The organism is Pseudomonas sp. HMSC067G02 (assembly GCF_001813485.1).
Taxonomy (GTDB): Bacteria; Pseudomonadota; Gammaproteobacteria; order Pseudomonadales; family Pseudomonadaceae; genus Pseudomonas; species Pseudomonas aeruginosa.
On the sequence record NZ_KV812728.1, the window covers coordinates 1 to 23,284 of the forward strand.

Below are 23,284 nucleotides of genomic sequence, written 5' to 3' on the forward strand. Positions count from 1 at the left end.
GCGTGGCCGGCGCCGACGCCAACCCCTACCTGCTACTGGCAGCGGTGCTGGCCGGCGTTCATCACGGGCTGACCAACAAGGTCGAGCCGGGCGCGCCGATCGAAGGCAACTCCTACGAGCAGATGGAGCCGAGCCTGCCGAACAATCTGCGCGACGCCCTGCGCGAGCTGGACGAAAGCGAGATCATGGCGAAGTACATCGACCCGAAGTACATCGACATCTTCGTCGCCTGCAAGGAAAGCGAGCTGGAGGAATTCGAGCACTCGATCTCCGACCTCGAGTACAACTGGTACCTGCATACCGTCTGAGGTAGCGGTATCGGCGCGCCGGTCCTGGGCCGGCGCCGTACGCAGCGAAATCCGGGGCGGTTTCGCAGACACTCAACGCGGGGGCGTCTGTGTCTGGGAAACCGCCCCGGTCCTTTTCTTGGAACCGGGAAATGTGCGCCACGGCACAGCCTGCCGCCACGCCTCCCGCCAGACTCGATGCTGGCCTGCATCAATGCCTCTGCCGCCTGGCTCCGGCACCATCGTCCGCTCCGTTCCGTCCAGCGAGAAGATTCCATGCCCCGCCTTTCCGTCCTGCTGTTCCTCGCCCTCGCGCCCTGGCTGGCTCAGGCCGAGGAGACCCTGCGCGTCTACAACTGGAACGACTACATCGACCCGCAGGTGCTCGAGTCCTTCCAGAAGGACACCGGCATCCGCGTCGAGTACCACACCTTCGCCACCGCCGAGGAACTGGACAAGGCGCTGCGCAGTGGCGAGGCGATCGACGTCGCCGTCCCCTCCCACGACACCCTGCCGGCCCTGCTGAAGGACAACCTGCTGCGGCCGCTGGACTTCACCCAGTTGCCCAACCGCAGCCATCTCGACCGTCAATTGCTGAGCAAACTGGCCGCAGTCGACCCTGACAACCGCCACGCCGTCCCCTATCTATGGGGTGCCGTAGGCCTGGCCATCAACACCCCGCAGGCCGAAGCCGCCTATGGCGGGCCGCTGCCCAACAGCTGGAGCCTGCTGTTCGACGCCAGCCAGAGCCAGCGCCTGAAAAGCTGCGGCATCAGCCTGCTGGACGCGCCGGACGAAACCCTGGCGATCCTCCTCAACTACCAGGGCCGCAACCTCGGTCGTACCGCGCCGAGCCAGGTACGCCGCGCCGCCGAGGCGCTGCACGGACTGCGACCGAACCTGCGCTACGTCGACAGCGAGCGCTACATCGCCGACCTCGAAGGCGGTCGCCTCTGCCTGGCCATGGCCTGGGTCGGCGACGCCCTGCGCGCGGCCAAGGCGGGCCAGCCGGTAAGTTTCGAGGTACCGCAGGAAGGCTCGGTGCTGTTCATCGACAACCTGGTGATCCCGGCCGGCGCCCAGCATCCACGCGAGGCGCACCGTTTCATCGACTACCTGATGCAACCGAAGATCGCCGCACAGATCACCGCCGCCACCCTCTACCCCAGCGGCAACGCCGACGCCGCCGGCTTCCTCGATCCCGCCCTGCGCCAGCAACCCGGCCTGTATCCGGACCGCGACACCAGCCGCCGCCTGTTCGCCCTGGAAACGCCGCCGGAAAAACTCCGGCCAGTGGTCGACGAGATCTGGAAGGCCTTCCGCGGCGCCAGCCACTGAGCGGCTTGCCCCGGTCGCGTGAGCTGGCGTCCAATAGCCGCTCACGCCCGGAGACCCGCCATGCAGCCCACCTCGTCCACCCGCAAGCCCCGCGCCAGCAGCCAGGCCCGGATCGCCGCGATCCTCGACGCCGCCCGCGGCCTGCTCGCCAACGAAGGCATCGGCGGCCTGACCATCTATAGCGTGGCCGAACGCGCGGAAATGCCGCCATCGTCGGTCTACCACTTCTTCCCCAGCGTGCCGGCCCTGCTCCAGGGGCTGACCGGCGAGGTCCACGCCGCCTTCCGCGCGTGCCTCGAACAGCCGGTGGACCATGCAGGCCTGCGCTGCTGGCGCGACCTGTCGCGGATCGTCGAGGAGCGCATGCTGGCGGTCTACGCCCGCGACGCGGCGGCCCGCCAACTGATTCTCGCCAGCCACGGCCTGGCCGAAGTCACCCAGGCCGATCGCCAACATGACGTGCAACTCGGCCAGGCCATGCGCGCCCTGTTCGAGCGGCATTTCCTGCTGCCACCGCTGCCGACCGATATCGAGATCTTCAGCCTGGCCATGGAGCTAGGCGATCGCGTCTACGCATTGTCGGTCCAGCGTCACGGGATCATCGACGCACGCCTGGCGGAAGAAGGCATGCGGGTGTTCGACGCCTACCTGGGGCTCTACCTGCCGCCGATCCTGGAAAAGCGTAGCGAACCATTAACCAGATTTATATCCGATTTAAATCGATAGAAAACCCATAAAACCCTCTTAAACCGCTTCACAGTCCGATTTTTATCGGATATAAATCCGCCCATCCCTCGATCGGGCGCGACACCCCGTTCCCGCCCGCCCGACCCACAACCGGCCGCCGCCAAGCCCGGCAGCCATCCGAGCCAGCACACGAGGTGTTCCATGACCCGCAACGTCACCGTCGCCGCCACCCAGATGGCCTGCTCCTGGGATCGTCCGGCGAACATCGCCCGCGCCGAGAAACTGGTGCGCCAGGCCGCCGCCAGGGGTGCGCAGATCATCCTGATCCAGGAACTGTTCGAGACGCCCTACTTCTGCCAGAAGCCGAACCCGGACTACCTGCAGCTGGCCACCACGGTCGAGGAGAACGCCGCCATCGCCCACTTCCAGGCCCTCGCCCGGGAGTTGCAGGTGGTATTGCCGATCAGCTTCTTCGAACGCGCCGGGCGCGCCCGCTTCAACAGCATCGCGGTCATCGACGCCGATGGCGGCAACCTCGGGGTCTACCGCAAGAGCCACATCCCGGACGGCCCGGGCTACCACGAGAAGTACTACTTCAATCCGGGCGACACCGGCTTCAAGGTCTGGCAGACCCGCTACGCACGGATCGGCGTCGGTATCTGCTGGGACCAGTGGTTCCCCGAATCGGCGCGCAGCATGGCGTTGCTCGGCGCGGAACTCCTGTTCTACCCGACCGCCATCGGTAGCGAACCGCACGACGCCAGCATCAGCTCGCGCGATCACTGGCAGCGCGTGCAGCAAGGCCATGCCGGGGCCAACCTGATGCCACTGGTGGCTTCCAACCGCATCGGCCGCGAGGAGCAGGACGGCTACGACATCACCTTCTATGGTTCTTCGTTCATCGCCGACCCGTTCGGCGAGAAAGTCGAGGAGCTGAATCGCACCGAGGAAGGTATCCTTGTCCACACCTTCGACCTCGATGCGCTGGAGCGTACCCGCAGCGCCTGGGGCGTGTTCCGCGACCGCCGGCCGAACCTCTACGGTCCGCTGAAGACCCTCGACGGCTCGCTGGAGTCCTGAGGCCTCGGGAAACGATCCGCGCGGGGACGCCCCGCGCATTCCGCGCCGGCGTCCGCCGCGCATAGCAACGATTTCAGGAGCAGCGATGAGCAATCCGACCAGCACCCCACGCGCCGACGGCTTCCGCATGCCCGCCGAATGGGAACCCCACGAGCAGACCTGGATGGTCTGGCCGGAGCGCCCGGACAACTGGCGCAACGGCGGCAAGCCGGCCCAAGCGGCCTTCGCCGCGGTGGCCAAGGCCATCGCGCGCTTCGAGCCGGTCACCGTCTGCGCCAGCGCCGGGCAGTACGAGAACGCGCGCGCGCGCCTCGACGACGGCAACATCCGCGTCGTGGAAATCAGCAGCGACGATGCCTGGGTCCGCGACACCGGCCCGACCTTCGTCATCGACGACAAGGGCGATGTACGCGGCGTCGACTGGGGCTTCAACGCCTGGGGCGGCTTCGAAGGCGGCCTGTACTTCCCCTGGCAGCGCGACGACCAGGTGGCACGCAAGATCCTCGAGATCGAACGGCGCGCCCGCTACCGCACCGACGACTTCGTCCTCGAGGGCGGCTCGATCCACGTCGACGGCGAAGGCACGCTGATCACCACCGAGGAATGCCTGCTCAACCACAACCGCAACCCGCACCTGAGCCAGGCGGAGATCGAGCGGACCCTGCGCGACTACCTTGCGGTGGACAGCATCATCTGGCTGCCGAACGGCCTCTACAACGACGAGACCGACGGCCACGTCGACAACTTCTGCTGCTACGTGCGTCCCGGCGAGGTGCTGCTGGCCTGGACCGACGACCAGGACGACCCGAACTACCTGCGCTGCCAGGCCGCCCTCCGCGTGCTGGAAGAAAGCCGCGACGCCAAGGGACGCAAGCTGGTGGTGCACAAGATGCCGATCCCCGGCCCGCTGTACGCGACCCAGGAAGAGTGCGACGGCGTGGATATCGTCGAGGGCAGCCAGCCGCGCGATCCCTCCATTCGCCTGGCCGGTTCCTACGTGAACTTCCTGATCGTCAACGGCGGCATCATCGCGCCGAGCTTCGACGATCCCAAGGACGCCGAGGCCAGGGCGATACTCCAGCGGGTGTTCCCCGAGCACGAGGTGGTGATGGTCCCGGGGCGCGAGATCCTCCTCGGCGGCGGCAACATCCATTGCATCACCCAGCAGCAACCAGCGCCGCGCAAGGCCTGACGGGCATCCCCCAGGGCGGATGGCCAGCCGCGGCGCTGTTCGCGCTGGCCGGCCCGGCACGCCGAGTGGCGCCCTGAATGAAAAAAGCCCGCGTCCTCCAGGAGGACGCGGGCTTTTTCCTGTCCGGCCGGAGCTTACAGCAGCGGCAGGGTGTAGCTGACGATCAGGCGGTTTTCGTCCTGGTCGCGCTGGTTGTTGCTCGAACCGGCGGCCGGCAGGCCGCTGCGGAAGGAGGCGTTCTTCCAGGTGAAGCCCAGGCCCTTGAAGGTGCCGTCCGGGATCACGTAGGCCAGGGAGATATCGCGTTCCCACTCGCTCTGGTCGCCGCGGGCGGTCTTGATCTTGTCGCCGCTCAGGTAAATGGTGTTGAAGGTCAGGCCCGGCACGCCGACGGTGGCGAAGTCGTAGCCGTAGCGGACCTGCCAGGTGCGCTCGCCGGCACGCTGGAACTTGCCGATCTGCACGTCGGTGATCAGGTACGCGGTGGAACCTTCGCCATCGCCACGGTTCAGGAACGGGAAGTCGCTGTCGCCGTTGAGGATCTGGTAGCCGGCGCCGATGCTGTGGCCGCTGACGGTATAGGTGAAGAGACCGCTGAAGGCGCGGTTGTCGACTTCGCCCTTGGTCACGCCGCTGCCGTAGTAGCCGCTGCTGACGTAGCCGTCGGCACGGCCGGAACGGCTGCCGTTCTTGCCGTCGGAGCTGCTGTCGAAGGCGCGCAGGTCGGTCTTCAGGACGCCCGGGCCGATCTGCCAGTTGTGGATCAGGCCGAGGAAGTGCTGCTTGTAGAAGTCGTCCAGGTTGCCGTAGTAGTACTGCAGGGTCAGGTCCTTGTTGACCTTGTAGTCGCCACCCGCGTAGTAGAACTTGTTGCTGTCGCGCGAGCTGGCGCTGCTGCCGTTGGCGCCGGCGATGCTCAGGCTGCGGTTGTCGGTGGAGTTACGGCCCTTGGAGTGCTCCAGTTGGCCGGCAACCAGGGTGAAGTCCTTGAGATCGGTCGAGGTGACCTGGCCGCCCTCGAAGGTGACCGGCAGCAGGCGGCCGTCGTTGTAGGTGACCACCGGCAGCTTCGGCTGCAGGGTGCCGTAGCGGAACTCGGTGTTGGATACCTTGGCCTTGGCGGTCAGGCCCAGGCTGGCGAAGTCGTGCACCGGCTCACCGTTGCTTTCCAGCGGGAACACGGTGCCCGGCTGGCGGTCCAGGCCGCTCTTGCCGGCACGGCCGCCGCCGTCCAGGCGCACGCCGAGCAGGCCCAGCGCGTCGACGCCGAAGCCGACGGTGCCCTGGGTGAAGCCCGACTGGTAATTCAGGATGAAGCCCTGGCCCCACTCTTCCTGCTTGCTCGGCGAGGCGGTGCCATTGCGGTTGTCGGTATTGATGTAGAAGTTGCGCAGGGTCAGCGATGCCTTGCTGTCCTCGATGAAACCGGCGGCGACCGCCTGTTGCGCCAGGGCACCGAGGGTACCGGCAGTGATGGCCAGGGCCAGTCGTGACTTGTTGATCTTGCGACTCTTCATTGGTCTTTTCCCCATTGGTATTGCTAATTGTCTTCCGGTCGGGGGAAGTGGAACGCGTGGGCCCGACCGGTCGTTGAAACACTGAGCGCCGTACCATCCCGGAAGATGGCGCGCGCGAAACTCGGCATTCGATGGATCAGGAAACGGCGCAACCCGCGACGATGGAACGACGGGGCAGGCAAGCAGGCAGGGAGGCAGCGAACGGAAGCGTGTGCATGGGTGTACTCGTGTCTTGTTATTGTGCGGCGGGTATCTCGACCCACCGCCAGTGAAGGCAATTTGTAAGCCAATCTTTCCATCGGGCTCCGCCTTCGCGTCCTCTCGGGCTTCCTGCCCTTCTCCCGGCTGACGGGGCCGGAGGGTATCGGCAGAAAACCGCCTATTACAGCTTCCTTTCTGGCGAGTTACCGCCACGTTTCAGAAAATCGTTATTTCCTGCGCTTTATAGCGCGTGGGTAATAAACAGTAAAATATCCACAATAAACCTAAAAAGAATTAATTATTCGTATTTAATAGCTTTAAGGAATATTGTACCGCAGCCGCAGCCTGCCGGTCGCCTCCCCAAAGAGGTATTCCGTGGCGCCGTCGACAAAACGGAAACGTTTGCCCAGCGGTCAGCCCACGACGATGCAGTCCTTGCCCTGGCGCTTGGCCGAGTACATCGCGGCGTCGGCCCGGCTGTAGAGGGCACCGAGCCCCTCGTCATCGGCCTGGAGGACCGTCAGGCCCTGGCTGACGGTGATCCCGAAGCTTTGTTCGCCCTCCTGGAAGCGCAGGCGTTGCACCTCGCGCTGCAGGCGTTCGCCGATCTGTCGCGCGGTCTGCTCGTCGCAGCCGGGCAGCAGCACGGCGAACTCCTCGCCGCCGATCCGCCCGAACAGGTCGCCACGGCGCAACGCGGCACTGCCGCTCTGGGCGATACGCTGGAGGACCTGGTCGCCGACCTGGTGGCCGAAGCGGTCGTTGATCTTCTTGAAGTCATCGACGTCCAGCAGCAGGAACGCCAACGGTATCCCCTCGCGGCGACACTCCTTGAAGGCCGCCTCGGCACTGTCGAAGAAATAGCGACGGTTGCTGCTCTGGGTCAGCACATCGGTGGTGGCCAGCCGTTGCAGCTCGCTCTCCATGTGCTTCTTGTCGGTGATGTCCTCGGCGATGCCCACCACCATCAGCGGCAGTCCCGCCTCGCCCTGGCGACTGACGAAGCACTTGTCGTTGAGCCAGCGGACCTCGCCGTCGCCGCGCACGATGCGGTATTCGCGTTGTTCCACGGCGCCACGTTCGAGCACCTGCAGCAGGCTGCTGTCGGCGTAGTCGAGGTCGTCCGGGTAGATGCTGTTGCGCCACTCCTCGTAGTCCGCCAGCAGCAGCGCCGCGGAACGGCCGAAGATTTTCTCGTAGGCGGGGCTGACGTAGACCATCCGCCGGTTCTGCCAGTCGTAGGCCCAGAGCACCGAGTTGACGCTGGCCAGCAAGGCGCTGAAGAGTTGCTCGCGTTCCTTCAGCCGGGCCACTTCGGCACGGCTGTGCAGCAAGGCCAGCGCGGCCTCCTGCGGGTCTTCGGGAATGCCGGGTAGGTCGTCCATGGATCGTCGCTCTGCTCGCGGAACGGGTTCGACCGCCAACTTAGCGCAGGGGTCGCGGCGATACAGAAATGCCCGCCGAACGGCAGGGAAAGGCTCCAGCCAGTGCGCTCGGTCACAGTTGCCGAGCGATACCGTTCGTATTCGCCGGCACCTGCACGCCCAGTTGTTTCTGCGCCTCGAACAGCGAGCGCAGGAACAGGGTCAGGGTCGGTCGTTCTTCGTGTCCCTGGCGGGTAATGCAATGGAATTCCGAGTCGTAGGCCAGTTGCCGCGGCCGGATCGCCCGCATGCGTCCTTCGGCGACCCAGGTGGCGGCGTAGTGCGTCGGCAGGTAGCCGATGTAGGTGCCGCTGAAGACCAGGGTAGCGATGGCCTCCATGGTGTAGGCGTCGGTCCCCTGGTTGAAGCGCAGGTCGTGCGGGCGGTGGTTTTCCGCCATGTAGCCGCGGCCGACATAGTCGGCGGCGCAGATCTCGTCCAGCGCCGGCTCGTCGTCCGCCCGGGCGAAGAAGGGGTGCGCGCTGCCGCAATAGAGGTTCTGCTCCTCGCGGAACAGGGGTTGGTAGTAGAGCCCGGACAACCGGTGATGGAAGGCCCCCACCGCCAGTTGTAGGCGCTCTTCCAGCACCGCGTGCTCGAGTTCGTCGGGACGCCGCGTGTGCAGCTTGAGCAGGACCTCCGGGGCGCGCTGGCGAAACAGCCGGATGGCCAGCGGCAACGGCAGGCAATGCTGGCCGATGACGCCATCGACGCAACCCAGGTGCAACGCCTCGCGATCGCGCCCGCCGAGGCCGCGGACCTGCTCGCGAAAACGGGCGATGTCGCTGAACAGGCCGAGCGCGGCGTCATAGAGTTCCTGTCCCTCCTCGGTCAACTGGAAACCGCCGTTGCCGCGCCGGCACAGGGAATAGCCCAGGCGCACCTCCAAGTCGCGCACCAGCACGCTCAGGCGCGACAGGCTGGTGTTCAGGCGCACCTGGGCGGCAGTGAAGCCGCCGGCCTCGACGATGGCGCAGAAGGTGCGCAGCATGCGCAGGTCGATGTCGTTGAGGTTGCCCAGCATTCCCGCCCCCATGGCGTTCGGTCCGCCTTCGTTATAGCGCCAAAGCCGGGCCGGCGGAACGCCGTCAGGCGCTTCGCGCGGCCGACTCGGCAAGCAGGCAGAGCAGCTCGAACATCATGGTCGCCCCCACCAGCGCCGTGGCGCCGCCGACATCGAACGGCGGCGAGACTTCCACCACGTCGGCGCCGACCAGGTCCAGCCCGCGCAGGCCGCGGACCAGCTGCTGGGCCTGGAGGCTGGTCATGCCGCCGATCTCCGGGGTGCCGGTGCCGGGCGCGAAGGCCGGGTCGAGCACGTCGACGTCGAAACTCACATAGGTCGGCCCGTCGCCCACCACCCGCCGCGCTTCGGCCAGGGTCGCCTCGACGCCCAGTTCGACGAACTCCTCCATGTGGATCACGCGGATGCCGCACTCGCGGGCGAAAGCGTCGTCGTCCGGCGAATACACCGAGCCGCGGATGCCGATCTGCACCGTGCGCAGCGGATCGAGCAGACCTTCCTCGATGGCTCGGCGGAATGGCGTGCCGTGGGTGTAGGGGTTGTCGCCGAAGTAGCGGTCGTTGGTATCGGAATGCGCATCGAAATGCACCATGCCCAGCGGCCGCTCGCGACCCAGGGCGCGAAAGATCGGCAGGGTCACCAGGTGGTCGCCACCGACCGACAGCGGCAGGGTGCCGGCGGCATGGACCTGGCGATAGAAGCCTTCGATGCGGCGCAGCGAATCGAGCAGGTCGATAGGATTCACCGGCGCGTCGCCGAGGTCGCCGACCCGCACCAGGTCGTAGGGCGCGATGCGGCTGACGTGATGCACCTTGCGCATCAGGCTGGACAGGTTGCGCACCTCGCGCGGGCCATGGCGGGCACCGGCGCGGTTGGTGGTGCCGCCGTCCCAGGGCACGCCGATCAGGCCGACCTGCAGCGCCGCCGGGTCGGTGAACGCCGGCAGGCGCATGAAGGTCGGGATACCGGCGAAGCGGGGAATCTCGGCGGCGTCGAGGGGCTGCGGATGGTCGTTCGACATGGAGCGTCTCCGTGTGGCGGGAAGAAAGCACCGGGCGCCGCCCGGCGCCGTGGGTTCATTCCGGCTGGGCTCGCAGGCTGGCGGCAGGACGGGTGGCCAGGCTGACCGCGACGAAGGTCGCCAGGCTGGCCAGCAGGCCGTAGACGATCGGCGAGTTGGCGAGCAGGCCGTCGCGGGCCATGCAGACGATCACCGCCAGGCAACCGGCGACGATGCTGGCGATCGCTCCCCGCGGACTGGCCCGACGCCACAGCAGCGCGCCGACGATCGGCACCAGCAGGCCACCGACCAGCAGGTTGTAGGCGATGCTCAGGGCCGCGATGACGTCATTGACCAGGCACGCCAGGACCAGCATCGCCCCCCCCATCAGCAGGGTGATGCAACGGCTCAGGCGGATGTCGCTGGTGGTACCGGGGCGCAGGAAGCGCGCGTAGATGTCTTCCTGCAGCACGGTGGCCGCCGCCAGCAGACACCCGCTGGCGGTGGACATGATCGCCGACAGCGCGGCCGCCACCACCAGGCCGCGTAGGCCCGGCGCCAGTACCTCGCGGGTGATCTCGGCGTAGGCGTTCTCCGGCACCGCCAAGTCCGGCAGGAGGACCCGCGCCGCCGCGCCGATCAGCGCGCAGGCGGCGCCGTAGAGCATGCAGTAGACGCCGGCGCCAAGCCCGGCGTAGCGCACCACCGTCTCGCTGCGCGCGGTGAACACCCGCTGCCAGATGTCCTGGCCGATCAGCGCGCCGAAGAAGTACAGGAGGAAGTAGGTGAGTATGGTATCCAGGCCGATGTGGCCGAGGTCGAAAAAGCCCGCCGGCAGCACCTCCTGCATGCGCGCCAGGCCACCGGCGCCGTCGATCGACAACGGCAGCAGGACCAGGAAGATACCGACGGTCTTGATCACGAACTGGATGATGTCGGTCAGCGTAAGGGACCACATGCCGCCGATCACCGAATAGACGATGACGATCCCGCCACCGCAGAGGATCGCCGGGATCCGCGGGATGCCGAATACCACCTCGGTGACCGAGCCGATGGCGATGGTCGCGGTGACCGCCACCATCAGGTCGTAGGCGACCATGACCACCCCGCCGATCAGGCGCGAGGAGGCCTGGTAGCGCTGCTCCAGCACCTGGGTCACGGTGAACACCCGCAGGCGCGCGATCTGCCGCGAGAACACCAGGCTGAGGACGATGATCCCCAGGCCGAGCATGAACACCAGCCACAAGCCGGACAGGCCGAACTGGTAGCCGAGCTTGACCGTACCGATGGTCGACGCGCCGCCGAGCACCACCGCGGCCATGGTTCCCAGGTAGAGGCCGGGGCCGAGACGGCGTCCGGCGACGAGGAAATCGCTCTGGCTCTTCGCCTTGCGCATTCCGTACCAGCCCAGGCCCAGCATGGCCAGGGCGTAGACCAGCATGATCAGGTAATCCAGCAACATCGCCCGCGCTCCTTTTCTTGTTGTTCTGCGTGACGCCCGGCGTGGCGCCTGGGCACGCCGAAGATAGGCCGGGCGCCGCCCGGGCTGAATCCCGGATCGGGCAAGTCGACTTGCGGAGGAAGAGAAGTATCGGCGGGGCGTCGCATTGGCGACGCCGAAACGCAACGCGCCGGCAGGAGCCGGCGCGTTGTAGAGACGGCTGACGCACCCGCGAGGGCGCGCCAGGCGTCAGGCGGGACGCAGCGAGTAGGTCTTCAGTTGCGCGGCGAACTCCTTCAGCGACTGGATACCGCTGGCTTCCGCCTCATGCACCCAGTCCTTGATCGCCGCCAGCATGTCGTGGCCGTTGGCGCTGGTCTTGGCCCAGATCTGCTGCAACGCCAGGCGCTTCTCGTAGATCACCTTCAGCGCCTGGCTGTGGGCGAGCATCGAGTCGATGCGCACATGGTGGCGGTCCTGCAGCAGGCTGGTCTCGCGCGACAGCAGGCGCTTGGCGCGGCGGAACAGGTGGCGCACCGACTCGTCGGCCTTGGCCACTTCCTGCTTGACCAGCGGCGCGATCACCAGCTTGCGGTACTGCGCCATGATCTGGAAGCGGTTGTTGAGGATCGCCATGGCGGTGTCCATGTCCAGGCTGTGCTTGCCCTCGACCCGATGGGCGATCGGCGCGACCCGGGCGACCCTGGCCAGGCGCAGGAAACTGAACAGCTTGATCCAGGCCCAGCCCAGGTCGAATTCCCACTTCTTCACCGACAGCTTGGCCGAGTTCGGGTAGGTGTGGTGGTTGTTGTGCAGCTCTTCGCCGCCGATGAGGATGCCCCAGGGCACCAGGTTGGTGGCGGCGTCGCGGCATTCGAAGTTGCGATAGCCGACCGCGTGGCCGAGGCCGTTGACCACGCCGGCGGCCCAGAACGGAATCCATACCATCTGCACGGCCCAGACGGTCAGGCCAAGGGCGCCGAACAGGGCCAGGTCGATGAGCGCCATCAGCACCACGCCGCCGATCGGGAAGCGCGAGTAGAGATTGCGCTCGATCCAGTCGTCCGGGCAGTTCTTGCCGTAGATGCGCAGGGTGTCCTGGTTCTTCGCCTCGGCCTTGTACAGCTCAGCGCCTGCGCGCAGGACGGTGAACAGGCCCTTGTGCACCGGGCTGTGCGGATCCTCGACGGTCTCGCACTTGGCATGGTGCTTACGGTGGATCGCGGTCCATTCGCGCGTGTTCATCCCTGTGGTCAACCACAACCAGAAACGGAAGAAGTGCTGCAACGCAGGGTGCAGGTCGAGTGCACGGTGGGCGGAATAGCGATGCAGGTAGACGGTCACGCTGACGATGGTGATATGCGTCAGCACCAGGGTAACTGCCACCAGTTGCCAGGGCGACAGGTCGAGAAAACCGTTGAACCACATAGGCGGTACTGAACCTCGGGGGGATTTGGGAGTGATGAGGGCCTTGTCTGACAAAACCTGGGGGCATTATCACCAAGCGGCTGGGGATTACCATCCGTTCTTTTAGATATGAACAGGGCCGGATGGCCATCATTTATACTGCCCGGCCAATAATTGCCCACTGAAAATCCCATGAGCCCCCGCCTGAGTGCCCTTCGCCTGAGCCTGGCTTATCTCGCAATCGCCATCGCCTGGGCGTTCCTGAGCGATCATTTGTTACAAAACCAGGTCCAGGACCACGACCAGCTGGTGTTCTGGATGACCGCCAAGCGGCTGTTCTTCTTCGCCGCCACCGGCCTGCTCCTGTACCTCTACCTGGTACGCCAGTTTCGCCGCAAGGCCCAGGCCTACGACGAACTGCACGGCAGCGAGCAGCGCCTGAACCGTGCCCTGGAAGCGGTGCGCGACGGACTCTGGGATTGGGACCTGGTGACCGACCGGATGTTCGTCTCGCCGGGCTACGCCGCGCTGATCGGCCTCGCCCCGGAGGAACTCGGCGACCCCATCGAGACCTGGAAGAAGCGCCTGCACCCGGAAGAGTACGCCACCGTGCTGGAGGCCCACCGCAACCACCTGCAGGGCCTGACCGACAATCTCGACCACATCTACCGCCTGCGCCACAAGGACGGCGACTACCGCTGGATCCACTCGCGCGGCCGGGTCCTCCGCGACGCCCTGGGCAAGCCGCTGCACTACACCGGCGTGGCCCGCGACATCACCCTGCAGCGGCTCAAGGAAGACCACCTGCGCCAGGCCGCGGCGGTATTCGACAGCACCCGCGAGGGCGTTCTGGTCACCGATGCCCAGGCGGTGATCGTGCACGTCAACCCTTCCTTCGAGCGCATCACCGGCTACCGTTCCGAGGACGTGCTCGGCAAGACCCCGGCGATCCTCCGCTCCGGCCGCCAGGACCAAGCGTTCTACCAGCGCCTGTGGCTGGCCCTGCGCGAGCAGGACGTCTGGAGCGGAGAGATCTGGAACCGTCGCAAGAGCGGCGAGATCTACCCGCAGTGGCTGCACATCCGCGCGGTGCGCAACGACCAGGGCCAACTGACCCACTACGTCGGGGTGTTCTCCGACCTGAGCAGCATCAAGCGCTCGGAGAACGAGCTGGACTTCCTCGCCCACCACGACTCGCTGACCGGCCTGCCCAACCGCGTGCTGCTGCGCGAGCGCATCGAGCAGGCGCTGGAGAACGGCAAGGACCGGACGGTGGCCGGGGCCCTGCTGCTGATCGACCTCGACCACTTCAAGCACATCAACGACAGCCTCGGCCATACAACTGGCGACATGCTCCTCAAGGAGGTCAGCAAGCGCCTGCAACACCAGCTCGACGAGCGCTGCCTGCTGTCGCGACTGGGCGGCGACGAATTCGCCATCCTCGTCGAGAACGACGACCCGGAAGCCGTCGCGCGACTCTCGCAGCGCATCCTCGACGGTTTCAACGCGCCGTTCGACATCCACTGCCAGCCGATCTATATCAGCGCAAGCCTCGGTGTCAGCCTCTACCCGGAAGACGCCAGCGACGTCGACCACCTGATGCAACACGCCGACGCCGCGCTGTTCCAGGCCAAGGACAGCGGGCGTAACGCCTACGCCTTCTACACCCGCGTGCTGACCGCCCGGGCCCGCGCCCATGTCCAGGTGGAATCGGCCCTGCGCCATGCGCTGGAGCACGACGAACTGCGCGTCCACTACCAGCCGGTGCACGACCTGGCCAGCGGGCGGATCGTCGGCGTCGAGTCGCTGGTGCGCTGGCAGCATCCCGAGCGCGGCCTGGTGCCGCCAGGCGAGTTCGTCCCGGTGGCGGAGGAATGCGGGCTGATCGCCGCGCTGGACAACTGGGTGCTCAAGCGTGCCTGCCGGCAGATGCGCGAGTGGCAACAGCGCGGTGTCGAGCTGGAGTTCGTCGCGGTCAACGTCTCCAGCCGGCTGTTCAACCGCGGCGGCCTGGAAGAAAGGATCGCCAATGCCCTGGAAGAGTCCGGGCTGGAGCCCCGCTACCTGGAGCTGGAAGTCACCGAAAGCGCGGTGATGGAGGACTTCGAGCAGTCCCTCAACCTGCTCTGCCGCCTGCGTATCCTCGGCGTGAACCTGGCCATCGACGACTTCGGCACCGGCTATTCCTCGCTGATGCGCCTCAAGCGGCTGCCGGTGCACAAGCTGAAGATCGACCAGGGCTTCGTCGCCGGCCTGCCCGGCGCGGTGGACGACGCCGCGATCGCCCGGGCGATCGTTGCCCTGGCGCAAAGCATGGGCCTGCGGGTGGTTGCCGAGGGTATCGAGCACCAGGACCAGGCGCTGTTCCTGCGCGAACATGGCTGCGACTTCGGCCAAGGCTACTGGTACGGACGGCCGCAACCGGCGGAAGCGCTGCGCTTCGACCTGCCGCCCGTGGCGTTGCCGGAAGACTGAGCCTGGCGGCGAAGCCGGGCCGCTTCGCCGTCTTATAACCACTTTACCTATAAAGATTCTTAAACAATATTTTTAAGAATATTGCCCACTGCTTACTATGCGCCTCACGCCGCCTCCACTTCGTCGAGCAACGCGGCACCTCGAGCCACAGGAGCAGAGACCCATGAGCGCAACCCTCAGAAGCCTGGATGGCCAGGACGAAGCCACCATCCTGCGTGAAATCCAGAGTGCCCTGCGCGGCCTGCGCTTCGGCGCCGTCGAGATCACCGTGCACAACGGCCAGGTGGTGCAGATCGAGCGCAAGGAAAAATTCCGTCTGCAGCAACCGGCCGTCAAGCAGGCCTGAAGCACACGACCCGACTGGACCACCGGAGGCGTCTCGCCATGAACATCCGTTCGATACCCCATCCGCACCGGTACTGCAGCTGTCGGCCGCGAATGCGCGCCTGACGCCCCGTGTTCCCGTCGTTCCGCCAACACCCCATTAGAACAATCGAAACAGCACACACCTAGGAGCTGCACATGTCCCTTCGTCGTTTCGCCCTGGCCGCACTCGCCAGCGCCCTGGTCTCCGGCCCGGTTGCCGCAGCCACGCAACTGCTGAACGTTTCCTACGACCCGACCCGCGAGCTGTACCAGGCCTACAACGCGGCCTTCATCAAGCACTGGAAGGCCCAGGGCGGCGAGGACCTGACCGTCCAGCAGTCCCACGGCGGCTCCGGCAAGCAGGCCCGCGCGGTGATCGACGGGCTCAAGGCCGACGTGGTGACCCTGGCCCTGGCCGGCGACATCGACGAACTGCACAAGCTCGGCAAGCTGCTGCCGGCCGACTGGCAGGCACGCCTGCCGGACAACAGCACCCCCTACACCTCGACCATCGTGTTCCTGGTGCGCAAGGGCAACCCCAAGGGAATCAAGGACTGGGGCGACCTGACCAAGGAAGGCGTGGAAGTCATCACGCCGAACCCGAAGACCTCCGGCGGCGCGCGCTGGAACTTCCTCGCCGCCTGGGCCTGGGCGAAGAAGCAGTACGGCAGCGACGAGAAGGCCAAGGACTACGTGCAGGCGCTGTACAAGCACGTACCGGTACTCGACACCGGCGCCCGCGGCTCGACCATCACCTTCGTCAACAACCAGATCGGCGACGTGCTGCTGGCCTGGGAGAACGAGGCGTTCCTGGCGAAGAAGGAACAGGGCGGGGAAAACTTCGAGATCGTCGTACCCTCCATCTCCATCCTCGCCGAACCGCCGGTCGCGGTGGTCGACAAGGTGGTCGAGAAGAAAGGCACCCGCAAGGTCGCCGAGGCCTACCTGCAATACCTGTACAGCGAGGAAGGCCAGCGCATCGCCGCGCAGAACTTCTACCGGCCGCGCAACCAGAAGGTCGCCGCCGAGTTCGCCACGCAGTTCCCGAAACTGAACCTGGTCACCGTCGACTCCGATTTCGGCGGCTGGAAGACGGCCCAGCCGAAGTTCTTCAACGACGGGGGCATCTTCGACCAGATCTACCAGGCGCAATGATCGCGACGGCAGACCCGTCGCCCGAACCACGGCCCCTCTCCCAGACCCTCTCCCGGACGGGCGAGGGGGCTAGCAGGCCCGGTCCCGTACCGGGCCCACTGCCGGAAGGAACCGGCACCGGGAGAGCCACCAAGCGTTCCAACGCAGAGTAAGGACAGAACATGTCACGACGCATTTCCCCGGTCATACCCGGCTTCGGGCTGACCCTGGGATACACCCTGGTGTACCTCAGCCTGCTGGTCCTGATCCCGCTGGGGGCCATGTTCCTCAAGACCACCCAGCTCAGCTGGGAGCAATTCTGGGCCATCATCAGCGCGCCGCGGGTGCTCGCCGCGCTCAAGCTGAGCTTCGGCACCGCGCTCGCCGCCGCCGTGCTCAACGGCTTGATCGGCACGCTGCTGGCCTGGGTCCTGGTGCGCTACGAATTCCCCGGACGGAAGATCATCGATGCCATGATCGACCTGCCCTTCGCCCTACCCACCGCCGTCGCCGGTATCGCCCTCACCGCGCTCTATGCGCCGGCCGGCCTGGTCGGCCAGTTCGCCAGCGACCTCGGCTTCAAGATCGCCTATACCCCCCTGGGGATCACCCTGGCGCTGACCTTCGTGACCCTGCCGTTCGTGGTCCGCACGGTGCAGCCGGTGCTCGCCGACATTCCCAAGGAAGTCGAGGAAGCCGCCGCCTGCCTCGGCGCCAGGCCGCTGCAGGTGTTCCGCCATATCCTCGTGCCGGCGCTGCTGCCGGCCTGGCTGACCGGTTTCGCCCTGGCCTTCGCCCGGGGCGTCGGCGAATACGGCTCGGTGATCTTCATCGCCGGCAACATGCCGATGAAGACCGAGATCCTGCCGCTGCTGATCATGGTCAAGCTGGACCAGTACGACTACACCGGCGCCACCGCCATCGGCGTGCTGATGCTGGTGGTGTCCTTCATCCTGCTGCTGCTGATCAACCTGCTGCAGCGCCGCATCGAAACCCCGTAAGGAGGGCGCCATGTCCAGTGCAAGCATTTCCGCTGCCACCGCCAGCGCCTCCCGCCGCGGCAACGCCGGCGGCCGCCTGGCCCTGATCGTCCTGGCCTGGCTGGTCTTCGCCCTGTTCCTCCTGCTGCCGCTCTACGTGGTCCTGAGCGAGGCGCTGAAGCAGGGGTTCGGCACCTTCTTCGAGGCGATCCTCGAGCCCGACGCGCTGGCCGCGCTGAAGCTGACCCTGATCGCGGTGGCCATCTCGGTGCCGCTCAACCTGCTGTTCGGCGTCGCCGCCGCCTGGTGCGTGAGCAAGTTCGAGTTTCGCGGCAAGAGCATCCTGGTGACCCTGATCGACCTGCCGTTCTCGGTCTCGCCGGTGATCGCCGGCCTGATCTACGTGCTGTTGTTCGGCGCCCAGGGCTACTTCGGCGAATGGCTGAGCGACCACGACATCCAGATCGTCTTCGCGGTGCCCGGCATCGTCCTGGCGACCCTCTTCGTCACCGTGCCCTTCGTCGCCCGCGAACTGATCCCGCTGATGCAGGAACAGGGCACCCAGGAAGAGGAGGCCGCCCGCCTGCTCGGCGCCAACGGCTGGCAGATGTTCTGGCACGTGACCCTGCCGAACATCAAGTGGGGCCTGATCTACGGCGTGGTGCTCTGCACCGCCCGGGCGATGGGCGAGTTCGGCGCGGTGTCGGTGGTTTCCGGACACATCCGCGGCGTCACCAACACCCTGCCGCTGCACGTCGAGATCCTCTACAACGAATACAACCACGTCGCCGCCTTCAGCGTCGCCAGCCTGTTGCTGCTGATGGCGCTGGTCATCCTTCTGCTCAAGCAGTGGAGCGAATCCCGCATGTCCCGACTGAAAAGCAATGCTGACGAGGAATGAACCATGAGCATCGAAATCCGTAACGTCAGCAAGAACTTCAACGCCTTCAAGGCCCTGGACGACATCAACCTGGACATCCAGAGCGGCGAGCTGGTGGCCCTGCTCGGCCCCTCCGGGTGCGGCAAGACCACCCTGCTGCGGATCATCGCCGGGCTGGAAACCCCGGACGCCGGCAACATCGTGTTCCATGGCGAGGACGTCTCGCAGCACGACGTGCGCGACCGCAACGTCGGCTTCGTCTTCCAGCACTACGCGCTGTTCCGCCACATGACGGTGTTCGACAACGTCGCCTTCGGCCTGCGCATGAAGCCCAAGGGCGAGCGGCCGGGCGAGTCCGCGATCAAGGCCAAGGTCCACGAACTGCTCAACATGGTGCAGCTCGACTGGCTCGCCGACCGCTATCCCGAGCAGCTCTCCGGTGGCCAGCGGCAGCGTATCGCCCTGGCCCGCGCGCTGGCGGTGGAGCCGAAGATCCTGCTCCTCGACGAACCCTTCGGCGCCCTCGACGCCAAGGTGCGCAAGGAGCTGCGCCGCTGGCTGGCGCGCCTGCACGAGGAGATCAACCTGACCTCGGTGTTCGTCACCCACGACCAGGAAGAGGCGATGGAAGTGGCCGACCGCATCGTGGTGATGAACAAGGGCGTGATCGAGCAGATCGGCTCGCCCGGCGAGGTCTACGAGAACCCGGCCAGCGATTTCGTCTACCACTTCCTCGGCGACTCCAACCGCCTGCAACTGGGCAACGACCAGCACCTGCTGTTCCGCCCCCACGAAGTGTCGCTGTCGCGTTCCGCGGTGGCCGAGCACCGCGCCGCCGAGGTCCGCGACATCCGTCCGCTGGGGGCGATCACCCGGGTAACGCTGAAGGTCGATGGCCAGGACGAACTGATCGAAGCCGAAGTGGTGAAGGACCACGACAGCTTGGCCGGCCTGGCCCGCGGCGAGACCCTCTACTTCAAGCCGAAGGCCTTCCAGCCGGTGGCCAATCTCTGATCCCGCGGCGGGTTCAGCCCGCCGTGCGCTCCGCCAGGCCGCGCAGTCCCGCGCGGCCCTTCGACGACACCTGCAACGCCCGCGAGCCGTCCTGCGGCCGCAACCAGCCCTGGCGCAGACAGGCCTCCAGCAACGCCGCCCCCAGCGCGCCGCCGAGGTGCGGCTTGCGTTCGCTCCAGTCGGGGCAGGCGCAGGCGAACTGCCGACGGCGGCGGCGGACCTCCGCCAGGTCGATCCCCAACCCGGCCAGCCCGGCCTCGCCGGTCGCGCTCAGGCGCAGCGTCCTGCCCTCCTGCTCGATCCAGCCGGCATCCAGCATCCGTGCGAACACACCGACCGCGAGTTCGCCGGCCAGGTGGTCGTAGCAGGTCCGCGCCTCGCGCAACGCCGACGGCGTGCCGTGGCTCGGCGGCAGGCTGCGCCGCTGCGGCTGCAGGGCCAGGGAGGCGCTGGCCAGCGCTTCCACCGCCTGCCCCACTTCCGGCCCGGCCAGGCGATAGAAGCGATTGCGCCCGCGCGCCTCCAGGCTCAGCACGCCGCCCTCGACCAGCCGTCCCAGGTGGCCGCTGGCGGAGGACGGCGAGACGCCCGCCAGCAGCGCCAGCTCGCTGGCCGGGCGGGCGCTGCCATCCATCAGTGCCCAGATCATCTGCGCGCGGCCGGGATCGGCGAGCAGCGCAGCCAGCGAACTGAAGCCGGGATTGAATTGCATGCTTCACCTCCGGATGAAACATTGCCTGTCGACGACGAGAGATACTGGCCGCCATCGCCCGTTCGCGCCAGCCCGAGACAAGGAAGAACCCGCATGTCCGTCGACCTCCACGCCCTGATCCCGCTGATCGCCCTCACCTTCCTTCTCGCCGGCTTCGTCAAGGGCGTGGTCGGCCTGGGCCTGCCGACGGTCTCGGTGGGTCTGCTCGGCCTGGCCATGCCGCCGATGCAGGCGGCGGCGCTGCTGATCGTACCATCGATGGTGACCAACCTCTGGCAGCTCGCCTGCGGCCCGCGCTTCCTCGGCTTGATGAAGCGCCTGGCCGGCCTGCTGCTCGGGGTGGTCGTGGGCACCCTGCTGGTCGGCGCATGGCTCGGCGGCGACGCACCAAGGCAGGCCACCGGCGTGCTCGGCCTGGCCCTGGTGGCCTACGCGCTGCTCGGCCTGGCCGCGATCCCGCTGCACCTGCCGGCACGCCACGAGCCCTGGGCCGGCCCGCTGGTCGGGCTGGCGACCGGCGCGCTGACCGCGGTCACCGGGGTTTTCGTGATTCCCGCGGTGCCCTACCTGGGAGCCCTAGGATTGCAGCGCGACGAACTGGTCCAGGCCCTCGGCCTGTCGTTCAGCGCCTCGACCCTGGCCCTGGCGGTCACTCTCGGCGTGCATGGCGACTTGCTCGAACCGCAGATGCTCGGTGCCTCGCTGCTGACCCTGGTCCCGGCGCTGGGCGGGATGCTCCTCGGCCAGTGGCTGCGCCAGCGGATCAGCGCGACGCTGTTCAGGCGCTGCTTCTTCGTCGGTCTCCTGCTGCTCGGCGCCGACCTCGCCTGGCGCGGTTTCCACTGACGCCAGGGACGCATTGCGCACCCGCCAGGGCGGGCCTGCGGCCTTCGCGGGACTTCCGACGAACGGCACAAGCCGCTATCATCCGCCGCCGCGCGACCCCCACCGGGCGCGCGGCACCGGGCGGAACACGCCCGTCCGGCACGGAACGCCACCTATCGCAAGGAGCACACGATGAAGACCCGTCTTTCCCTTTCCGCCCTGGCCCTCGCCTGCGCCACCCTGGCCGGCTGCCAGAACCTGCCCCAGGGGGACCTCATGCAGCACGGCATGATGGCGGTGAAGGCCGCCACCCTGAGCGACGCCGAGGTCCGCCAGGTCGCCGACCAGGCCTGTGCCGAGTCCGACCAGCAGAACCGCATCGCCCCGGCCAACAGCAAGTACGGCCAGCGCCTGGACAAGATCGCCAAGGCCCTGGGCGACCAGATCGACGGCGTGCCGGTGAACTACAAGGTCTACCTCACCGAGGAGGTCAACGCCTGGGCCATGGCCAACGGCTGCATTCGCGTCTACAGCGGGCTGATGGAACTGATGAGTGACAACGAGATCGAAGGCGTACTCGGCCACGAGATGGGCCACGTCGCCCTCGGCCACACCCGCAAGGCCGCCCAGACCGCCTACGCGGCCGCCGCGGTGCGCGGCGCCGCCGGCGCCTCGAAGAGCGGCGCGCTGGCCGCCCTGTCCGGCTCCCAGCTGGGCGAACTCACCGAATCGCTGATCAACGCGCAGTTCTCCCAGTCCCAGGAGTCCGACGCCGACGATTTTTCCTACGAGCTACTGAAGAAGCGCGGAGTGAACACCCAGGGCCTGGTCACCGCCTTCGAGAAGCTGGCCAAGCTGGGCGGCGGCGACAGCAGCATGTTCGATTCGCACCCGGGCTCCCAGGCCCGCGCCGATCACATCCGCCAGCGTATCGCCGCGGATCGCAAGTAACGCTCCGGACCCGGTCTCCCGCGCTCGCGGGAGACCTTCTCACGCCGCCCGCTTGTGCTCGCGAATGCAGGTCGGGCCGGCGCGCTCCTCGACCTCGCGCTGCACGTCGCCGCGCAGCCCCAGCAGAAAGGCCAGTTCCGCCAGCACGAAGAGCGGACCGACGATCAACCCGCTGAGATCGTCGACGAAGGCCGGCTTGCGCCCTTCGTAGTAATGACCGACGAACTGGATGATCCAGCCGACCACGAACAGGCCGACACCCCAGCCCAGCCAGGCCGCGGTAGTCCCCGCCGCCAATTGCGCAGCGCCCCACACCGTCAGCGCCAGCAACGCCGTCATGGCCGCGCCGAAGCGCAGGTCCAGGCGCAGGTAGAACAGCGCCGCGGCGAGCGCCAGCAGCAGCGCCGGAGACAGGCCGAACCCCAGCGCCGGCCGCGCCAGCAACACGGCGATGGAGAGGACGATCATCGGAATGCCGATGAAATGGCTGAAGATGTTGCGCCGGTCGCGGTGGTAGGCGGCGTATTGCGCAAGGTGATCGACTAGGGTTTTCATTGTTGTGGTCTCACGCCAGGGTTCTCGCATCATCGCGCCACCCCGGTTTCCACTCTGTCAGCTAGACGACAAACATGAACGAGCGTACCGACTACCGTTCGCAACTCCAGGCCGGCCGCTGGTTCCAGGGTTTGCCGGAGGCCTTGCAGACGCACCTGCTGGCACTCGCCCAACCGCGCCAGTTGCCGCCGGGCCAGCGCCTGTTCGCCCGCGGCGACGCGCCCTGCGGACTGTACTGCGTGGTCGAGGGCGCAATCCGCATCAGCGCAGTCAGCGAGAACGGCAAGGAGGCGCTGCTGATCCTGGTGGAAGCACCGCACTGGTTCGGCGAGATCGCCCTGTTCGACGGCCAGGCGCGCACCCACGACGCCTACGCCGAAGGCCACACCCAGCTACTCCAGATACCGCAGGCGGCGCTGCTCGAACTGCTTCGCCGCGAGCCGCATTACTGGCGCGACATGGCCCTGCTGATGAGCCACAAGCTGCGCCTGGCATTCATCGCCCTGGAAGAGATGGCCCTGCTGCCGGCCGCGCAACGCCTGGCGCGGCGCCTGCTGATGCTCGCCGAGGGCTACGACAACAGCCGCAGCCGGCAGGTCCTGCACCTGCCGCAGGAACAGCTGGCATTGATGCTGTCGCTGTCGCGGCAGACCACCAACCAGATCCTCAAGGACCTCGAAGCCCAGGGCATCCTCCAGCTCAGCTACGGCGGCATCGAGATCCTCGACCTAGCCGGCCTGCGCGCGGCCACCCACGGCTGAGCGCGAATCACACTTTCGAACGCTTGCAGGCGC

Annotated in this window: 21 protein-coding genes and 1 pseudogene; 14 read left to right on the top strand and 8 right to left on the bottom strand. The window is 66.8% G+C overall.

Features of this window, described 5'->3' with window-relative positions:
• From HMPREF2914_RS28030 to aguA, 5 genes and pseudogenes are all read left to right on the top strand, one after another.
• Positions 1 to 308, top strand: a pseudogene (locus tag HMPREF2914_RS28030) (glutamine synthetase); the annotation flags it as partial.
• Positions 309 to 563: 255 nt separating this feature from the next.
• Complete coding sequence (locus tag HMPREF2914_RS28035; protein ID WP_023092292.1) at positions 564 to 1,625, top strand: polyamine ABC transporter substrate-binding protein; 1,062 nt, start codon at positions 564 to 566, stop codon at positions 1,623 to 1,625.
• Between the two features lie 60 nt (positions 1,626 to 1,685).
• Entirely contained in the window at positions 1,686 to 2,351 is a 666-nt protein-coding gene (locus tag HMPREF2914_RS28040) for a TetR/AcrR family transcriptional regulator (RefSeq protein ID WP_023092291.1), read from the top strand.
• Positions 2,352 to 2,513: 162 nt separating this feature from the next.
• Complete coding sequence (gene aguB / locus HMPREF2914_RS28045; RefSeq protein ID WP_003111119.1) at positions 2,514 to 3,392, top strand: N-carbamoylputrescine amidase; 879 nt, start codon at positions 2,514 to 2,516, stop codon at positions 3,390 to 3,392.
• Positions 3,393 to 3,477: 85 nt separating this feature from the next.
• Positions 3,478 to 4,584: an agmatine deiminase gene (gene aguA, locus HMPREF2914_RS28050; RefSeq protein ID WP_023092290.1), complete on the top strand. Its 1,107-nt coding sequence runs from the start codon at positions 3,478 to 3,480 to the stop codon at positions 4,582 to 4,584.
• Positions 4,585 to 4,718: 134 nt separating this feature from the next.
• Here the strand turns inward: aguA and HMPREF2914_RS28055 are convergent, their stop codons facing one another.
• The 6 genes from HMPREF2914_RS28055 to desA all read right to left on the bottom strand — a co-directional run bounded on the left by HMPREF2914_RS28055 (position 4,719) and on the right by desA (position 12,619).
• Complete coding sequence (locus HMPREF2914_RS28055) at positions 4,719 to 6,101, bottom strand: OprD family porin (protein ID WP_003084265.1); 1,383 nt, start codon at positions 6,099 to 6,101, stop codon at positions 4,719 to 4,721.
• 614 nt (positions 6,102 to 6,715) lie between these two features.
• The gene (locus tag HMPREF2914_RS28060; protein WP_003137214.1) at positions 6,716 to 7,687 is read right to left on the bottom strand and encodes a GGDEF domain-containing protein; all 972 of its coding nucleotides are present in this window, start codon (positions 7,685 to 7,687) and stop codon (positions 6,716 to 6,718) included.
• Positions 7,688 to 7,799: 112 nt separating this feature from the next.
• Positions 7,800 to 8,762 carry a LysR family transcriptional regulator gene (locus HMPREF2914_RS28065; RefSeq protein WP_023092289.1) on the bottom strand — a complete coding sequence of 321 codons (963 nt, stop codon included), beginning with the start codon at positions 8,760 to 8,762 and terminating at the stop codon, positions 7,800 to 7,802.
• 52 nt (positions 8,763 to 8,814) lie between these two features.
• The gene (speB, locus tag HMPREF2914_RS28070; protein WP_003104498.1) at positions 8,815 to 9,771 is read right to left on the bottom strand and encodes an agmatinase; all 957 of its coding nucleotides are present in this window, start codon (positions 9,769 to 9,771) and stop codon (positions 8,815 to 8,817) included.
• 55 nt (positions 9,772 to 9,826) lie between these two features.
• Positions 9,827 to 11,212 carry a sodium:solute symporter family protein gene (locus tag HMPREF2914_RS28075; protein WP_023092288.1) on the bottom strand — a complete coding sequence of 462 codons (1,386 nt, stop codon included), beginning with the start codon at positions 11,210 to 11,212 and terminating at the stop codon, positions 9,827 to 9,829.
• 228 nt (positions 11,213 to 11,440) lie between these two features.
• Positions 11,441 to 12,619 (bottom strand): delta-9 fatty acid desaturase DesA, encoded by a 1,179-nt coding sequence (desA, locus tag HMPREF2914_RS28080; protein WP_003104496.1) that lies wholly within the window; start codon positions 12,617 to 12,619, stop codon positions 11,441 to 11,443.
• Positions 12,620 to 12,790: 171 nt separating this feature from the next.
• Here desA and HMPREF2914_RS28085 point away from each other — a divergent pair, with 171 nt between their 5' ends.
• The 6 genes from HMPREF2914_RS28085 to HMPREF2914_RS28110 all read left to right on the top strand — a co-directional run bounded on the left by HMPREF2914_RS28085 (position 12,791) and on the right by HMPREF2914_RS28110 (position 19,447).
• A complete protein-coding gene (locus tag HMPREF2914_RS28085; RefSeq protein ID WP_003084250.1) occupies positions 12,791 to 15,073 on the top strand; it encodes a putative bifunctional diguanylate cyclase/phosphodiesterase in 2,283 nt (760 codons plus the stop codon).
• Between the two features lie 163 nt (positions 15,074 to 15,236).
• Complete coding sequence (gene oscA, locus HMPREF2914_RS28090; protein WP_003084246.1) at positions 15,237 to 15,419, top strand: sulfur starvation response protein OscA; 183 nt, start codon at positions 15,237 to 15,239, stop codon at positions 15,417 to 15,419.
• Positions 15,420 to 15,595: 176 nt separating this feature from the next.
• Positions 15,596 to 16,594, top strand: a complete 999-nt coding sequence (locus tag HMPREF2914_RS28095; RefSeq protein ID WP_003084243.1) for a sulfate ABC transporter substrate-binding protein — start codon at positions 15,596 to 15,598, stop codon at positions 16,592 to 16,594.
• Between the two features lie 161 nt (positions 16,595 to 16,755).
• Complete coding sequence (cysT, locus tag HMPREF2914_RS28100) at positions 16,756 to 17,574, top strand: sulfate ABC transporter permease subunit CysT (protein ID WP_003084241.1); 819 nt, start codon at positions 16,756 to 16,758, stop codon at positions 17,572 to 17,574.
• Positions 17,575 to 17,584: 10 nt separating this feature from the next.
• A complete protein-coding gene (gene cysW / locus HMPREF2914_RS28105; protein WP_003084239.1) occupies positions 17,585 to 18,454 on the top strand; it encodes a sulfate ABC transporter permease subunit CysW in 870 nt (289 codons plus the stop codon).
• 3 nt (positions 18,455 to 18,457) lie between these two features.
• Positions 18,458 to 19,447: a sulfate/molybdate ABC transporter ATP-binding protein gene (locus HMPREF2914_RS28110; protein WP_003084237.1), complete on the top strand. Its 990-nt coding sequence runs from the start codon at positions 18,458 to 18,460 to the stop codon at positions 19,445 to 19,447.
• A gap of 13 nt (positions 19,448 to 19,460) precedes the next feature.
• On the opposite strand, the gene HMPREF2914_RS28115 is transcribed toward HMPREF2914_RS28110, so the two are convergent.
• Complete coding sequence (locus HMPREF2914_RS28115) at positions 19,461 to 20,159, bottom strand: ArsR/SmtB family transcription factor (protein ID WP_003112933.1); 699 nt, start codon at positions 20,157 to 20,159, stop codon at positions 19,461 to 19,463.
• Positions 20,160 to 20,252: 93 nt separating this feature from the next.
• Here HMPREF2914_RS28115 and HMPREF2914_RS28120 point away from each other — a divergent pair, with 93 nt between their 5' ends.
• Together HMPREF2914_RS28120 and HMPREF2914_RS28125 are read left to right on the top strand one after the other, a co-directional pair.
• The gene (locus HMPREF2914_RS28120) at positions 20,253 to 21,005 is read left to right on the top strand and encodes a sulfite exporter TauE/SafE family protein (protein ID WP_003112932.1); all 753 of its coding nucleotides are present in this window, start codon (positions 20,253 to 20,255) and stop codon (positions 21,003 to 21,005) included.
• Positions 21,006 to 21,176: 171 nt separating this feature from the next.
• Entirely contained in the window at positions 21,177 to 21,935 is a 759-nt protein-coding gene (locus HMPREF2914_RS28125; protein WP_003112168.1) for a metalloprotease LoiP, read from the top strand.
• Between the two features lie 39 nt (positions 21,936 to 21,974).
• Here HMPREF2914_RS28125 and HMPREF2914_RS28130 read toward each other — a convergent pair whose 3' ends face one another.
• Positions 21,975 to 22,490: an Mpo1 family 2-hydroxy fatty acid dioxygenase gene (locus HMPREF2914_RS28130; protein WP_003084225.1), complete on the bottom strand. Its 516-nt coding sequence runs from the start codon at positions 22,488 to 22,490 to the stop codon at positions 21,975 to 21,977.
• A gap of 74 nt (positions 22,491 to 22,564) precedes the next feature.
• Between HMPREF2914_RS28130 and HMPREF2914_RS28135 the strand changes: the two genes are divergently transcribed.
• Positions 22,565 to 23,251 carry a Crp/Fnr family transcriptional regulator gene (locus tag HMPREF2914_RS28135; RefSeq protein ID WP_023092287.1) on the top strand — a complete coding sequence of 229 codons (687 nt, stop codon included), beginning with the start codon at positions 22,565 to 22,567 and terminating at the stop codon, positions 23,249 to 23,251.
• Positions 23,252 to 23,284: the final 33 nt, after the last annotated feature.